The following is a 14,019-nucleotide window of genomic DNA, read 5'->3' on the forward strand; positions in this document are numbered from 1 at the left end:
GAACCCACATGTTTGCAAGCCGTCCCCTGACCGATCACAAATTCCGCTGGAAGTCCTGGCTGGCCGCGGCGATGCTGGCCAGCCTGGCGCTGGCCGGCTGCCAGACCGCACCGCCCGACGGACGGCTGTCGCCGGCGCAGCTGGCCGTGCTGCAGCAGGAAGGCTTTACGCTGACAGGAGAAGGCTGGGAACTGGGCCTCAGCGACAAGGTGCTGTTCGGCTTCAACGAGGACCTGATCGAAGGCGAGCGTGCCGCCAACGTGCGGCGCATCGGCCGGGCGCTGAGCGGCGTGGGCATCGAGCACCTGCGCGTGGACGGCCATACCGATGACGCCGGCGCGGCGGAATACAACCAGTCGCTGTCGGTGCGGCGCGCCGAAGCCGTGGCCAGGCTGCTGGCCGATGCCGGCTTTGCGCGGGACCACATCGAAGTCCGCGGGCTGGGCAAGACCCGTCCGGTGGCGGACAACCGCACCGCCGCGGGACGCGCCGAGAACCGGCGCGTCGCCATCATCGTTTCAGTGGACTAGCGCGCTCAGTCGCCGAAGGGATTGGGCGCGCGGTTCTCCAGCGCCTCGTTCAGGTCGAACTCGTCGCGCACCTTGTCGACCGCCGCGCGCACGCTGGCCGCATAGCCGTGCAGGTTGTCGAAGGCCATGTCCCAGTTGCGGCCGCGCGCATCGCGCGGATGCGGCTGCGGTGCCGGCACCCGGATCCGGGGACCGTCCTCGCCGATTTCATCGATCTGCTGGATACGCCGGCTGACCTCGTCCTGCAAGGCACGCCGGCCGCGCTCACGCTTGGGCATGACTGACTCCTGGCTGAATCCCGATGCATGCTAGCACGCGTCTGCCTGGACTTGCAGGCTCTTACAGCGCCGCCTTGGCCGCCTGGTAAGCCGCATACAGGCGCGCGAACACCGGCCCCGGCACGCCCTTGCCGATCTGGCGGCCATCGATGCTGACCACCGGCAGCAACTCCTTGCTGGCCGACGACAGCAGCACCTCGTCGGCGGCAAACACCTCGTCCCTGCCGATCCGGCGCGACTCCAGCGCAATCCCCATCGCCTCGCAGATTTCCTCCATGAAGCCGTAGCGGATGCCTTCCAGGATCAGGTTGTCCTTGGGCGGCGCCGCCACGCGGCCATCGCGCACCAGCCACACATTGGACGCCGACGCCTCGGTCAGCCAGCCGTCGCGGAACTGGATCGCCTCGGTCACGCCCTGCTCCACCGCATGCTGCGCCGCCAGCACGTTGCCGAGCAGCGAGGTCGACTTGATCTGGCAATTGAGCCAGCGCCGGTCCTCCATCGTCACGCACGCGACGCCCTGCCCGACCATCTGCGCCGACGGCAGCGCCATCGGATTGGTCATGATCAGCACCGTCGGCACCACTTCCTTCGGGAACGCATGGGTGCGCCTGGCCACGCCCCGCGTCACCTGGATATAGACAAGCTGGTCCGACAGCCCGTTGGCCTGGACTACCTCGCCGACACGCTCCAGCCACTGCGCCGCGCTGTACGGGTCGGGAATGCCGATGCCCTCCAGGCTCCGGTGCAGCCGCGCCAGGTGCTGCGCGCCGCGGAACGGCTTGCCGTGGTAGTACGGGATCACCTCATAGATGCCGTCGCCGAAGATAAAGCCGCGGTCCAGTACCGGGATGCGGGCTTCGGAGAGCGGGGTCAGGGTGCCGTTGAGGTGGACGATGGGGTCGGACATGGGAGCATGCTGGCTGTTCGAAAGAGATGCCTGATTCTTTCACGGGCTGCCCGGCAACGTCATGCAATCTGCGCATGAAGCCGGCGCGGCGCCTCACGCCGGCACGGGCGCACGCACTCAGGCCGGCGCCAGCGCTTTCGACAACAACACCGTGGTAAAGCCGCTGTCCCAGCTTTCATCGGGATAGAAATCGATCTCGGCATAGCCATGGCGCCGATAGAACGCGCGGCTCTGCTGGTTGAACGTATCTGTCTCCAGCCTCGCCTCGCGATGCCCGGCGCGGGCCATCCCGGCCTCCGCATGCGCCAGCAGCGCCCCGCCCAAACCCATACGCTGCCATGCGCGGCCGACATGCAATGCCCAGATGAAGTTGTTTTCCCAATCGACCATCGCGGCCGGCACGCCGTCCACGCAGGCGACATGAAAGGCCTGCAGGCGTGATTCGACGTAGCTGCGGGTCTTGCCCTGCTGTTCGAAGGCAGCTGCCGCGGCCGGCGCCAGTTGCGGCTTCCAGGTGCCGAGGTAGGTGTCGGTCAGGATGGCTTCCACGGCTTGCGCGTCCGAGGGCAAGGCGGGGCGGATTTCGAAATGGGGGGTGAGTTTGGTCATGGCCGGGAGCATGTCTGGACAACAAATATCGCCGCGCCGGGCGAGAGCAAATTACCCATTGCAGGCCGGCCGCAATATGCCACAAAGCGCACACGATGGTACCAGTTGCAATCATTCGTTAGAGCCAACGACAAATCTTGCTTGCCTCCGGCAGCATTCCGCCTAAGATCGAATCCAGACTGGATTCAATTTAAAGGCGCGAGATGAAAACAAGTTTGCAGCCCACCGGTAAGCCGAAATTCAGGTTTGTTGTGATTGCCGATACGCATGTCAATCAGGCGGAAGACAAGGCATCTTCGTTTTTTGAGCTAAACCGGCTCGCCAACGAACGGGCGCGTAAGGCCATCCACGAAGCAAAGCGCTACAACGCGAGCTTCGTGATTCACCTGGGCGATATCGTGCACCCCATTCCCTCACATGCCGGCTTCCATGAGGCAGCGGAGAACTATCGGCAGATGGCGGCCGTGCTGGAATGCCCCGTCTACCTTACGCCGGGAAACCATGATGTCGGGGACAAGCCATGGCCACTTGCACCTGTCGCCCAGATCGCGCCGGATTTCATGCGCGCTTACGAGCGCGAGTTCGGCGCACAGTGGTTGGAATGGCAACATCAGGACTGCAGATTCCTGGTTTTGAACACGTCGCTGCTCAACTCCGGATTGCCCGAGGAACTGGAGCAGCAACGATGGTTTGAGCAGGCGCTTGCGAAGGGAAAAGGAAGGGCCTTTTTGTCCTTGCATTACCCCCCTTATGTCAGGGACGCCGACGAGCCAAGCCACTACGACAACATCGATGAGCCAGCAAGGAGCTGGTTACTCGACCTTCTGGCCGAGCACCGCGTGGAAGCAGTCTTCTGCGGTCACGTCCACAACCTTTGGTACGACCAGTATGGGGATACCGAGATTTATCTCCTGCCGTCGACCGCTTTCGTGCGTCAGGACTATTCGGAAATGCAACGCTGCCTCCCGCCAGGCGAGGAAGGCGGGAGGCAGGACGTCGACAAACTAGGCTTCTTCGTCGTCGACGTCTTCGAATCCGGCCATGTCGCTCGCTTCATTCGCACGGAGTCCACTGACGTAGTCCCTGGCTGCGACGAGCTCCGAACGGAGCCCATCCTTCACCCCAAATGCACTTCGCTGCCGAACCTGGGAATCGACCCCGGGTATCCATGGGCTAGTGACGTAGAGGTACAGCCTAGCGGTGCACTGGATGCATTCGATACAAAAACGGTTCGAAACGACTACCCGCTGTTCGGCCTGTTCGACCTCAGCGTCTCCCGGATTCGCACAGCCCTGTCCGACCTGCGTCGTCCTGAAGCGGTAGAGCGGCTTCGCAAACTGGCAAAGATTGGCATGCGGGCTCAGCTCGTTGCGACCTCCCTCCCGGATAGCGCGCAAATCGAACTCTTGCGCGACATCGCTCCGGCGATTGAGTCGCTCGAACTGGTCGCGACTGAAGCCAGCCTTCGCGCCGAGGTGCAGCGGGTGACAAGCATCCCGGAACAGCTGCCCGGCGTACGTCTCCTCGTCAACAAGCTACGGCAGCCCAGCGATGCAGCAGTCGATGGTCTGAAGTATGGGCATCTGGTCTTCCATGGTTGGGTCCCTGCGGAACTCCACCGACTAAAGGAACTTGCCGAACTTGGCTATGCGGGGTGCACTGCACTCTTCCGTGTGGGGTTCTCCGATTCGCCTCTCGATATCGCCGACCAGGTATCGCGGCTGCCGGAGACACATGGAATGCAGCCGAGTCTCCTCGTGCGTACCGCTACCGACAATCCTGCAGGGGCACAGGAAAACGAAGTAGCCCTTTGCGCACAACTTGTCGAATCTGTCCTCGCTGCGTATCGCACTCCGGCGCTGGGCGTAACCATCGAAGGCATGATTGATTTCGACCGCGGCTACTTTTTGCGGGTTGGCATGTTCGACCGCTCGTTCAACCCTCGGGTCGGCGGCCTGGTGCTGAAGTACTGGATTTCAATGCTGGCTCGAGACCTGCCTTGCATCGAAGGGATCGAGCGGTCCAAGCACGAGCACCTGTATCGCTTGCGCATGACTGGTCCAGCGGGTTGCGCCGAGCTCCTCGTCTTTGCCGCCGACCAGCACGCCAAGGCCTTGCAGACGATTGCCCAGGCTCTGCAGACCGGGAAGACTTGCTGGAATCTGCGAAACGGCGAACAGCTTTACCAGGCAGACATGCCAATGGCACGAAATCTCGTGAACGCCGTATATATCCCTGCCTGACCCTGATTGAGCAACTACCCTCGCGGAATTGATGAAACGTGGATTGACGTCGTACTGATTACTAGAAATCAAAGGAGACTCATCATGTTGTTCCGAGCTGCTGCTGCCGTTATGGCGCTGACTCTCGTCGCTGCCGCATCCCCGTCACTTGCTAACAATGGCGGATATCCTAGCAAGCCGATTCGCATCATCGTCCCGTGGGCGGCCGGAGGGGCGGCCGATTTTCTGGCCCGCCAAATAAGCCACGAAATGAGTACGCGTCTCTCGACACCAGTCATCGTTGAGAATCGGCCAGGCGCCGCCACCAATATCGGCACGCAGGCTGCAGCAAATGCCACGCCAGACGGCTACACGTTGCTGATGGCAAGCAGCAATAACTGCGTCAATGCCACGCTATATCCCAAACTGACGTTCGATTTCGCCAAGTCCTTCAAGGCCGTGACCAATGTCGGAGTCGCGCCCAACGTACTGGTGGTCAACCCCGCGGTACCCGCCAAAGATGTCAAGGGCCTCATCTCCTACGCCAGGAAGAATCCGGATGTACTGACCTATGGGTCCTCGGGGAATGGAAGCGCCTCGCACCTCGCCGCGGAGCAATTCAAGGCCCAGGCAGGCATAAAGGTACTTGGCATCCCATACAAGGGCTCGGCTCCGGCTGTGACAGACCTGCTGGGCAATCAGGTCTCCATGATGTTCACGGTGTTGCCTCCAACGCTAGGGCACATCAAGGCCGGAAAGCTAAGAATCATCGGTGTAGCTTCCAAGGCTCGGCTGCCGCTCTTCCCGGATGTTCCGACCATCAGCGAAGCCGGACTGCCAGGCTTTGAATCGAGCATCTGGTATGGCTTGGTTGCCCCCGCCGGAACGCCGGACGAGATTGTAGGCAAGCTGCAATCCACGGTTAGCGCTGTATTGAAGGAGCAAAAAGTGGCTGAAGCCATCAAGCAACAAGGCATCCAACCGGTGGGAGACAGCTCAAAGGCCTTTGCAGAAACCATTTCCAACGATATTCAAACCTATGGGGCCCTGATTAAAACGGCACAGATCGCGGTGGAGTGATTAAAGCATGCTCCGGGCAAGCCGATTTCGCAATGTCCCTCGCTTGGTTCGCAACCTGACTTGGGAATCCCTTCGGGCGGACATCCTCGCCGGCTTGCTTGGCGCAGTGCTGGTGCTGCCTCAGGGGGTGGCATTTAGCGCTCTCGCTGGTCTTCCGCCAGAGTATGGCATCTACACCGCAGTGGTGCCGTGCATCATCGCAGCGCTATTTGGGTCAAGCCGGCATGTCATGTCGGGACCCACGAATGCGAACTCGCTCGCGCTCTTCGCCATGCTGAGCCCCCTGGCTGCTCCAGGCAGTTCATCGTATGTCACGCTTGCACTGAGCGTAACCGTTGCGGTGGGGCTGATGCAGCTGGTCATCGGAGCACTCAGGCTGGGAAGCCTGACCAACTTCATTTCTCCCTCAGTGCTGCTGGGGTTCACCTGCGGCGCCTCGTCGCTGATCGCGCTGTTTGCGCTTAAGGACTTCTTTGGCTTGGCAGTGCCGGCGGGGACAGATGCTTTCGGCTTGGTCAGCTTCTTATTGCGCAATCTCACATCGATCAATTATGCCTCCGTCACCGTTGCGTTGACGACCCTCGTTGTCACGCTGGCGGTACGGCGTATTTCGTCCAAGCTTCCATTCATGCTCATCGGGCTGCTCGCCGGATACGCCACGGCAAGCCTCGCTGAGTTCAGTGGCTGGTTCGGTGACCAGCATGTGGCCGTGGTCGGCGCCATCCCGGCCGCCATTCCGCCATTTTCCGTACCCCACCTCTCGATAGAAGCTATCCGAGACCTGTTTGGAATCTCGGCTGCTCTTACCATCGTCGCGCTTAGCCAAACCATCTCGGTCGCGAAGATGGTCGCGGCTCGTTCGGGACAGGCAATTGACGCAAATCGGGAGTTCATTGGACAAGGACTCTCTAACGTTGCAGGCGGATTCTTCTCCGCGTACGTGTCATGTGGCTCTCTTAACAGGTCTCTTCCAAACCTGGAAGCTGGGGCTCGGACGCCGCTGGCCAGCGTGTTCTCAGCAGTATTGCTCGTAACATTGGTGAGCTTCACTGGCTCCCAGCTCTCGCAGATTCCGCTTGCGGCCATAGCAGCGATGCTGCTCCTGGTAGCGTGGTCCTTGTTCGATGTTGCGCAGCTAAAGACGATGGCTCATGCAAGCCGAATCGAACTAACCATCGTCTGCGTTACGTACCTTGCCACAATCGGAACCCGACTCGAACGGGCAATCTTGATAGGGGTCGTACTGTCGATAGCCGCTCACATGTACCGCACATCGCGCCCAGTACTTGCCTGCGTAGTCCCCGATAGCAGCGCCGGGCGTCGACTTGTGCCAGTGGACAGCACAAAGGACATGCAATCAGAATGTCCGCAGTTGAAGGTCATTCGAATGCAGGGTTTGCTTTACTTCGGCGCTGTGCAAAACATATCCGGCCAACTGCGCGGGGAGCGTTGTGGCACAGGAAAACCGAAGCACTTGCTTGTCCTGGCACGCGGCATGAGCTTCTGTGATATCGCTGGTACGGAGATGTGGAAAAAGGAGCTCGAAGCACGGAGAGCTTCCGGGGGTGACCTCTACTTCCATGACCCACAAGCGCAAGTCTTAGCGCTTTGGCAGAAGTCTGGCCTGCTAGGGGAGCTCGGTGACGCAAATCTGTTTGCAACAAAACAGGCCGCCTTAAGCGACATCATTCCACGGCTGAATTCGACCGTGTGCGCGTCATGTTCCGTTCGTCTATTCCAGGAATGCAGCGAGTTGAAGAGCCTGGCATCTGATGATTGCGGGAGGAATCGCCTTCCTATCCCATAGACTACCGTGCAATCAAAGAAAATGGCACCGCATCGGAGCCGGAAATCTATATCGACTGCCTTTGTCGATGATGGAGACACGCGCGCGGGTAGTGCTCTCGCGCCTATGACATGGGCTTTCCAGCCGCTAGAACAATGAAATCGCAGGGCGAATGCTTGCGGCAGTTTGCCGAAAGCTACTGTGACCTTTCTCAATATGGAGGCGCATCAGGCGCACCGCTTCGTTGCTATCGCGTCTCTGAATGGCCTCAACGATTGCTTCATTCTCCTTGAGAATATCCTGCGCTCTGTAGGGATTCGCGCGAAGCAAGGAGATTCCGAAGAGGATGACCAGGTCGTTGACCTGACGAAACATCCGAATCAGCTGGGAGTTGCCGGTTGCTTGCGTAATGAGTTCGTGGATTGCGCGGGAGGTATGCTGAAATTCCACCAGATTTTCGCTACGGAGATGCTGATGGCAAGAACGTAGCAGCCTCGACATGGCCCGCGCTTCATCGTCGGTAGCGCGTTGGGCAGCGCGCTCTGCGCTGGCCACTTCAATGACGAGACGCGCCTCGAAAATTTCCTCTGCATCTCGCAATGAAATGGTGCGCACGTTGTACCCCCAATTTCCTTCGCGCACAACCAGCCCCTCGCCCTCAAGGCGAGCAAGCGCCTCCTTTACGGGAGTTCTGCTGACCCCAAATTCGCCTGCCAATCGTTGGCTGACCAGTCGCGCACCCGCGGACAATCGGCCACTCAATATGGCCTCGCGCAAACGCGAATACACGCTCATACCATCAAGCAGTTCTTTTGCATCCATAGTGGATTCAATTTAGTGTTGAAGGTCAATCGTGTCAAGGGCACGGAAGACGCGCCGGCGTTATAGCTTGGCCCGCTGACGTGTCAGATCCTGCGGCAGCGTCCTGGCTAGTCGCCAGGCGCAAAAAAGCCCCGCAAGCTATTCACTTTACGGGGCTTTCTGAAATTCTGGCGGAGAGAGGGGGATTCGAACCCCCGATGGGCTATTAACCCATACACGCTTTCCAGGCGTGCGACTTAAACCACTCATCCATCTCTCCGGGAAGTCCGAGATTATAGCAGAGTTGCCTGGCGAATCCAGTGCCACGTCGCCACCCTGCGCTACCCCTTGCGCAGGTAGGTCACCAGCCGGTCGATCACCGGCGCGTTGCGCGGCGTCAGCAGGCTGACCACGATCGCCACCGCGAAGCCGGCCGGCACGCCGAAGGCGCCGGAGGCGATGGGGTCGACGCCGAACCAGCGGTTGCCGAAGATGCCGGTCATGCGGGTGAAGAAGGGATAGTTGACGAAGATGTAGTACACCGCCACGCCCAGCCCGGCGACCATGCCGGCGACGGCGCCGGCGGCGGTGGTGCGGCGCCAGAAGATGCCGAGGATCAGCACCGGGAAGAAGCTGGAGGCCGCCAGCGAGAAGGCGGCGCCGACCAGGAACAGGATATTGCCGGGGCGCAGCGAGGTGACGTACGAGGCGAACAGCGCCACCGCCAGCAGCACGATCTTGGCGGTGGTGACGCGCCGCTGGTGGCTCGCCTGGCGGTCGACCATGTGATAGAAGACGTCGTGCGAGAGCGCGTTGGCGATGGTCAGCAGCAGGCCGTCCGCGGTGGACAGCGCAGCCGCCAGCGCCCCGGCGGCGATCAAGCCGGAGATGACATACGGCAGGCCGGCGATTTCCGGGGCGGCAAGCACGATCATGTCAGGCTGCAAGAGGATTTCGGCCCATTGCACGATGCCGTCGCCGTTGACGTCGCGGATGCCGAACACTGGTGGATCGACCTTGCGCCATTGCACCACCCACTGCGGCAGGTCGGCGTACGAGGTGCCGACCAGGTGCTCGAAGAACTCGTATTTCACCAGCGCCGCGAGCGTGGGCGCCGACACATACAGCAAGGCGATGCAGAACACGGCCCAGGCCACGGAATTGCGCGTTTCGCGCACCGAAGGCGTGGTGTAGAGCCGCGTCAGGATGTGCGGCAGGCTGGCGGTGCCCACCATCAGGCAGAACACCAGCAGCACGAAATTGAGCCGCTTGGTCTTGCGCTCCTGCTCGGATGCCGCGGGATAGGGTTCGGTGGACGACATCGAATGGCGGCTGCGCGCCAGCGCCTCTTCGCGCTGCTGGTGCCACTGCTGCTGCGCGGCGGCGACGTCGCGCGGGAATTCCAGCCGCTCGCGCTCGAGCGCCTTGATCTCGCGCAGCGGCGCATTGCGCGCGCGCAGGTCCTGCAGGCGCGCATCCAGCGCGTCGCGCTCCTGCGCGAACGCATCCGGCAGGCGGGCGATGCGTTCCTGCAGCAGGATGGCCTGCTGCCGGTAGTATTCGCGCACCGCCTGCTCGGCGGGATCGCGTTCCAGCTGCTGTTCCCTGGCATCGAGCTGCGTCAGCAGCGTGCCGTAGCTCAGCTGCGGCAGCGGTTCCTGGTGATGCTTCCACGCGATCATCGACACCGTGACCAGGAACGCCACGATCATCATGATGTACTGCGCCACCTGTGTCCACGTGACCGCGCGCATGCCACCCAGGAACGAGCAGACCAGGATGCCCGCCAGCCCGAAGAAGATGCCGACGGCAAACTCGACGCCGATAAAGCGCGTGACCACCAGCCCAACGCCCTGGATCTGCGCCACCAGGTAGACGAACGAGCAAAGCGAGGCGGCCAGCACCGCGATCGCGCGCACCGGCAGGTTGCCGCCGGGCTTGCCGTTGCCGTAGCGCGCGGCGAGGAAGTCGGGAATGGTGTAGCCGCCGTACTTGCGCAGGTATGGCGCCAGCAGGAAGGCCACCAGGCAATAGCCGCCGGTCCACCCCATCACGTAGGCCAGCCCTTCATAGCCGGACGAAAACAGGATGCCGGCCAGGCCGATGAACGATGCCGCGCTCATCCAGTCGGCGGCGATCGCCATGCCGTTGAACATCGCCGGCACGCGCCGCGACGCGACGTAGTATTCGTTGAGGTCCGAGGTGCGGCAGATCAGCCCGATGCAGGCATAGATCGCGATGGTGATGAACAGGAACACATAGCCGAGCCACAGCGCATCGGCATTGGAGCGTTCCAGCAATCCCATCATGCCCACGAAGCCGAACAGCCCCAGCGTGAACAGGCCGTAGTAGAGCAGCAACCGTCGGCGAAAGCGCGACTGGGCTTCTGGCATGAGGGGGCAGTCCGTGATCGGTGGGAAGCTATCGTAACAAACCCGCCGGCGCGCAGGGGCGCGGCGGCGGGTTCAGGTTGCGGCCCGGGCTTGCGGGATTACCGGGGGATTACTGCGCCTGCTTGAGCTGATCGAGGATGGCCGGGTTCTCCAGCGTCGAGGTGTCCTGCGTAATCTCCTCGCCCTTGGCCAGCGACCGCAGCAGGCGGCGCATGATCTTGCCCGAGCGCGTCTTGGGCAGGTTGTCGCCGAAGCGGATGTCCTTGGGCTTGGCGATCGGGCCGATCTCCTTGCCGACCCAGTTGCGCAGCTCGGTCGCGAGCTTGGCCGCTTCCTCGCCGCTCGGGCGCGAGCGCTTGAGCACGACGAAGGCGCAGATCGCTTCGCCGGTCATGTCGTCCGGGCGGCCCACCACCGCGGCTTCGGCCACCAGCGGGTTGGCGACCAGCGCCGACTCGATCTCCATCGTGCCCATGCGGTGGCCCGACACGTTGAGCACGTCGTCGATGCGGCCCATGATGGTGAAGTAGCCGGTGTCCTTGTCGCGGATCGAACCGTCGCCGGCCAGGTAGAGCTTGCCGCCCAGCTCTTCAGGGAAGTAGCTCTTCTTGAAGCGCTCCGGATCGCCCCAGATGGTGCGGATCATCGCCGGCCACGGGCGCTTCACCACCAGGATGCCGCCGCTGCCGTTGGGCACATCGTGGCCGGTCTCGTCGACGATGGCGGCCATGATGCCGGGCAGTGGCAACGTGCACGAGCCCGGCACCAGCGGCGTCGCGCCCGGCAGCGGCGTGATCATGTGGCCGCCGGTCTCGGTCTGCCAGAAGGTGTCGACGATCGGGCAGCGCTCGTTGCCGACGTTCTTGTAGTACCACATCCACGCTTCCGGATTGATCGGCTCGCCCACGGTGCCGAGCAGGCGCAGGCTGGACAGGTCGTACTGCTTCGGGTGGATCTTCTCGTCGGCCTCGGCGGCCTTGATCAGCGAGCGGATCGCGGTCGGCGCGGTGTAGAAGATGCTGACCTTGTGGCGCGCGATCATGTCCCAGAAGCGGCCGGCGTTCGGGTAGGTGGGCACGCCTTCGAACACCACTTGCGTCGCGCCGGCGGCGAGCGGGCCGTAGGCGATATAGGTGTGGCCGGTGACCCAGCCGATATCGGCGGTACACCAGAACAGGTCGTCGGGCTTGATGTCGAAGGTCCACTTCATCGTCATCAGCGCCCACAGCAGGTAGCCGCCGGTGCTGTGCTGAACGCCCTTGGGCTTGCCGGTGGAGCCGGAGGTGTAGAGCACGAACAGCGGGTGCTCGGCGCCGACCGGCTCGGCCTCGCAGGTGTCGGGCTGGTTGGCGCAGACGTCGTCGAGCCAGCGATCGCGGCCCTCGGTCCACGCAACGTTGCCGCCGGTGCGGCGGTACACCACCACGTTCTTCACGGCCTCGCAGCCGCCCAGCGCCAGCGCGTCATCGGCGATGGCCTTCAGCGGCAGCGCCTTGCCGCCGCGCATCTGTTCGTCCGCGGTGATCAGCGCCACCGCGCCGACGTCGACCAGCCGCTCCTGCAGCGACTTGGCCGAGAAGCCGCCGAACACTACCGAGTGCGTCGCGCCCAGGCGCGCGCACGCCTGCATCGCGGCCACGCCCTCGACCGACATCGGCATGTAGATCACGACCCGGTCGCCCTTCTTGATGCCGAGCGTCTTCAGGCCGTTGGCCAGGCGGCACACCCTGGCGTGCAGCTCGCGGTAGGTGATGCGCGTCACGGTGCCGTCGTCGGCCTCGAACACGATCGCGACCTTGTCGGCGTTGCCGTTCTCCAGGTTGCGGTCCAGGCAGTTGTACGACGCATTGAGCTGGCCGTCTTCGAACCACTTGTAGAACGGCGCGTTGCTCTCGTCCAGCACCTTGGTGAAGGGCTTGTTCCAGTGCAGCAGCTCGCGCGCGTGGCGGGCCCAGAAGCCCTCGTAGTCGCGCTCGGCCTCGTCGCACAGGGCGCGGTAGGCGTCCATGCCGGGGATGGTTGCCTGGCTGGCAAAGGCCTCGGGCGGGTTGAACACGCGATGCTCGTGCATCACCGATTCGATGGCGGACATGGGAATGGTCTCCTGATTTTGGACTGGCTTTGGCTGCCACGTTACGCCCGACGGCTTACTTAAACCTGACGATAAGTTCCGGATCAAATCCCCGCAGCCGGCAGGGCGAGGCACTGCAACCTGTTGCAATGCAGCGGGAAGAATCAGGGGCGCGCCGCGAAAGTGGAGCCTTCTCCATTAGGCTAGCACAGCTATAATGCCGCGAGCCTGATACCTGAATGCGACGCTGGCCCTTGCCGCGCCGCGTCGCGCCAACCACGCGGCACGGCCAGTCCAAGCCCCCGCCTGCTGACCGGAAGACTCAAGGCAACCGACCCGTGCCCGCCAACGCTGCTGTCTTCGCTCCCGTCTACGTGCTGTTCCTGATCGCTTCGATGGCGCTGGTCGGCAGCAATGTCGGGCTCGGCAAGTCGATCATCGCGCATGTGCCGGTGCTGCTGTTCGCGCTGCTGCGCTTTGTCATCGCCATCGTCTGCCTGGCGCCGTGGTACCGGCCCGCGCGCATGCGCCAGGTCTCGCGCGGGGAATGGCTGAACCTGTTCCTGCAGGCGTTCTTCGGCACCTTCCTGTTTACGCTGCTGATGCTCAACGGCGTGCGGCTGACCAGCGCCATGGCCGCCGGCGTGATCACCAGCACCATCCCCGCGACCGTGGCGCTGCTGTCGTGGCTGCTGCTGCGCGAACGGCTGTCGCGGCGCACGGTGGTGTCGGTGCTGCTGGCGGTGGCCGGCATCGCCGTGCTCAATATCGCCCGCGGCGACTCGCACGGCGCCGGCGCGGGCAGCCAGGCATGGCTGGGCAACCTGATGATCATGGGCGCGGTGGTGTGCGAGTCGATCTACGTGATCCTGTCGCGCCGGCTGACGCAGACGCTGGCCGCGATCGAGATCTGCGCCTACACGCACCTGATCGGCGGACTGCTGATGCTGCCGCTGGGGCTGGTCCCGCTTTTGAGCTTCGATGCCGCCACGGTGCCGGCGCAGACCTGGCTGATGGTGCTGTGGTACGCGTTGTCGGCCAGCGTGTTCTCGTTCTGGCTGTGGATGAAGGGCATCCGCCATGTGCCGGCGCAACTGGCCGGCGTGTTCACCTCGGTGCTGCCGGTGGCCGCGGCCACCTACGGCATCGTCTTCCTGGGCGAGCAGCCGGGCTGGCCGCATGGCGTGGCGCTGGCGTGCGTGCTGGCCGGCATCGTGATCGCCAGCTGGCCGGGCCGGATCGCGCGCGGCGCGTGGCGCGCCAAGGCGGCGGGCGCCGACCCGGGCGCGCAGGCCTGAGCGCCGCGGCGCGGTCAGCGGTTACCGCTGGTAACACAGCG

At 63.0% G+C, this 14,019-nt stretch carries 11 protein-coding genes and 1 tRNA gene; 5 read left to right on the forward strand and 7 right to left on the reverse strand.

What is annotated here, in order from left to right; genetic code table 11:
• The first annotated feature begins 8 nt into the window (after positions 1–8).
• Complete coding sequence (locus tag CBM2594_RS11155) at positions 9–530, forward strand: OmpA family protein (protein ID WP_116356873.1); 522 nt, start codon at positions 9–11, stop codon at positions 528–530.
• 5 nt (positions 531–535) lie between these two features.
• Here the strand turns inward: CBM2594_RS11155 and CBM2594_RS11160 are convergent, their stop codons facing one another.
• The 3 genes from CBM2594_RS11160 to CBM2594_RS11170 form a co-directional block, all read right to left on the reverse strand.
• On the reverse strand, positions 536–808 hold the full coding sequence (locus CBM2594_RS11160) for a hypothetical protein (RefSeq protein ID WP_116356874.1): 273 nt from the start codon (positions 806–808) through the stop codon (positions 536–538).
• A 61-nt stretch (positions 809–869) separates the two neighbouring features.
• Positions 870–1,718: a D-amino acid aminotransferase gene (locus CBM2594_RS11165; protein ID WP_116356875.1), complete on the reverse strand. Its 849-nt coding sequence runs from the start codon at positions 1,716–1,718 to the stop codon at positions 870–872.
• Positions 1,719–1,835: 117 nt separating this feature from the next.
• A complete protein-coding gene (locus CBM2594_RS11170) occupies positions 1,836–2,327 on the reverse strand; it encodes a GNAT family N-acetyltransferase (RefSeq protein ID WP_116356876.1) in 492 nt (163 codons plus the stop codon).
• Positions 2,328–2,530: 203 nt separating this feature from the next.
• Between CBM2594_RS11170 and CBM2594_RS11175 the strand changes: the two genes are divergently transcribed.
• From CBM2594_RS11175 to CBM2594_RS11185, 3 genes are all read left to right on the forward strand, one after another.
• A complete protein-coding gene (locus tag CBM2594_RS11175; protein ID WP_116356877.1) occupies positions 2,531–4,570 on the forward strand; it encodes a metallophosphoesterase family protein in 2,040 nt (679 codons plus the stop codon).
• An 84-nt stretch (positions 4,571–4,654) separates the two neighbouring features.
• The gene (locus CBM2594_RS11180) at positions 4,655–5,629 is read left to right on the forward strand and encodes a Bug family tripartite tricarboxylate transporter substrate binding protein (RefSeq protein WP_116356878.1); all 975 of its coding nucleotides are present in this window, start codon (positions 4,655–4,657) and stop codon (positions 5,627–5,629) included.
• Positions 5,630–5,636: 7 nt separating this feature from the next.
• Positions 5,637–7,436 (forward strand): SulP family inorganic anion transporter, encoded by a 1,800-nt coding sequence (locus tag CBM2594_RS11185; RefSeq protein ID WP_116356879.1) that lies wholly within the window; start codon positions 5,637–5,639, stop codon positions 7,434–7,436.
• 126 nt (positions 7,437–7,562) lie between these two features.
• Here the strand turns inward: CBM2594_RS11185 and CBM2594_RS11190 are convergent, their stop codons facing one another.
• The 4 genes from CBM2594_RS11190 to acs all read right to left on the reverse strand — a co-directional run bounded on the left by CBM2594_RS11190 (position 7,563) and on the right by acs (position 12,701).
• Complete coding sequence (locus CBM2594_RS11190; protein ID WP_116356880.1) at positions 7,563–8,237, reverse strand: FCD domain-containing protein; 675 nt, start codon at positions 8,235–8,237, stop codon at positions 7,563–7,565.
• Between the two features lie 168 nt (positions 8,238–8,405).
• Positions 8,406–8,496: transfer RNA gene (locus tag CBM2594_RS11195), tRNA-Ser, on the reverse strand.
• A gap of 61 nt (positions 8,497–8,557) precedes the next feature.
• Positions 8,558–10,609 carry a sodium:solute symporter family protein gene (locus tag CBM2594_RS11200; RefSeq protein WP_116356881.1) on the reverse strand — a complete coding sequence of 684 codons (2,052 nt, stop codon included), beginning with the start codon at positions 10,607–10,609 and terminating at the stop codon, positions 8,558–8,560.
• Positions 10,610–10,718: 109 nt separating this feature from the next.
• The gene (gene acs / locus CBM2594_RS11205) at positions 10,719–12,701 is read right to left on the reverse strand and encodes an acetate--CoA ligase (RefSeq protein ID WP_116356882.1); all 1,983 of its coding nucleotides are present in this window, start codon (positions 12,699–12,701) and stop codon (positions 10,719–10,721) included.
• A 317-nt stretch (positions 12,702–13,018) separates the two neighbouring features.
• Here acs and CBM2594_RS11210 point away from each other — a divergent pair, with 317 nt between their 5' ends.
• Entirely contained in the window at positions 13,019–13,978 is a 960-nt protein-coding gene (locus CBM2594_RS11210) for a DMT family transporter (RefSeq protein ID WP_116356883.1), read from the forward strand.
• Positions 13,979–14,019 lie beyond the last annotated feature (41 nt).

Origin of the sequence: Cupriavidus taiwanensis (assembly GCF_900249755.1) — a bacterium.
Lineage (GTDB): Bacteria > Pseudomonadota > Gammaproteobacteria > Burkholderiales > Burkholderiaceae > Cupriavidus > Cupriavidus taiwanensis_D.

Coding starts and splice junctions, on each gene's coding strand:
- CBM2594_RS11155 (WP_116356873.1), top strand. CDS start 9: ATGTTTGCAAGCCGTCCCCTGACCGATCACAAATTCCGCTGGAAGTCC.
- CBM2594_RS11185 (WP_116356879.1), top strand. CDS start 5,637: ATGCTCCGGGCAAGCCGATTTCGCAATGTCCCTCGCTTGGTTCGCAAC.
- CBM2594_RS11200 (WP_116356881.1), bottom strand. CDS start 10,609: ATGCCAGAAGCCCAGTCGCGCTTTCGCCGACGGTTGCTGCTCTACTAC.
- CBM2594_RS11170 (WP_116356876.1), bottom strand. CDS start 2,327: ATGACCAAACTCACCCCCCATTTCGAAATCCGCCCCGCCTTGCCCTCG.
- acs (WP_116356882.1), bottom strand. CDS start 12,701: ATGTCCGCCATCGAATCGGTGATGCACGAGCATCGCGTGTTCAACCCG.
- CBM2594_RS11180 (WP_116356878.1), top strand. CDS start 4,655: ATGTTGTTCCGAGCTGCTGCTGCCGTTATGGCGCTGACTCTCGTCGCT.
- CBM2594_RS11160 (WP_116356874.1), bottom strand. CDS start 808: ATGCCCAAGCGTGAGCGCGGCCGGCGTGCCTTGCAGGACGAGGTCAGC.
- CBM2594_RS11175 (WP_116356877.1), top strand. CDS start 2,531: ATGAAAACAAGTTTGCAGCCCACCGGTAAGCCGAAATTCAGGTTTGTT.
- CBM2594_RS11165 (WP_116356875.1), bottom strand. CDS start 1,718: ATGTCCGACCCCATCGTCCACCTCAACGGCACCCTGACCCCGCTCTCC.
- CBM2594_RS11190 (WP_116356880.1), bottom strand. CDS start 8,237: ATGGATGCAAAAGAACTGCTTGATGGTATGAGCGTGTATTCGCGTTTG.